This window comes from Bradyrhizobium sp. UFLA05-108 (assembly GCF_059803455.1).
In genome coordinates this window covers 1-733 of record NZ_JBANAZ010000242.1, presented here as the reverse complement: position 1 = coordinate 733, position 733 = coordinate 1, and the positions used below count along the sequence as shown (strand labels likewise).

Here is a 733-nt window from a genome sequence, read left to right as displayed (position 1 = left end):
CAGTGCGCTGTTGGTGGCGTTGTTCAATATTTGCATGTTCAGCTATTACCAACTGGCGCCATTCCACTTCTCAGCGTTGGGATTGCCGACGCAGTGGTTCGGTTATACCGGTTTGGTATTGGCGGTCGGAGTGGGTATCGGCGCGGCGATCAACAAGTTTTTGATCGGCAAACGCTGGCTGTTCCCCGCACTGTTGATGCTGGCCTGCGCGCTGACGCTGACCGGCGGCCTGCTGGTATTGCTGCTGGAAGGGACCTTGTGGTTTGTTCTGCCGATGATGCTGGTGGTGATGGCGTACGGCATCGCCATTCCCAATATTCTGGCGCGCGCGCTGCGCCATTATAAAGACTGCATGGGCACTGCCGGCGCCATCCTTGGCCTGATGTATTACCTGATGCTCGGCGGTGGCCTGGTGCTGGCGGGGCTGTCGCTGCACCTGGGTGCCGTGCTGTCGCTCTGCAGTCTCTGCGTGCTGCTGTTGGCGTGGCGGGTGGCGCACAACGAGCGTCGTTTGGCGTTGCCTGCGCGTAGCTGAATGATAAACGGGGCGGACATTCTCGCCACCGCTGCCTTCCAATGATAGCCTGAGCGACAATTTGGTTTTGATAACGCAAACAGGAAGATGACATGTTGAAAACCGCAGGCTGGCTGTTGACCGCCATCCTGGCGCTGGCGGGGTGTTCGTCATCCGGCCAAGGTCATGAGCAAACGCTTAGCCAGGCGCTGGCGGCCC

1 pseudogene is annotated in these 733 nt (G+C 59.3%); it reads left to right on the top strand.

Annotated features, from left to right (window positions below):
• Window positions 1-535, top strand: a pseudogene (locus SO140_RS46260) (hypothetical protein); the annotation flags it as partial.
• Between the last annotated feature and the right edge of the window lie 198 nt (window positions 536-733).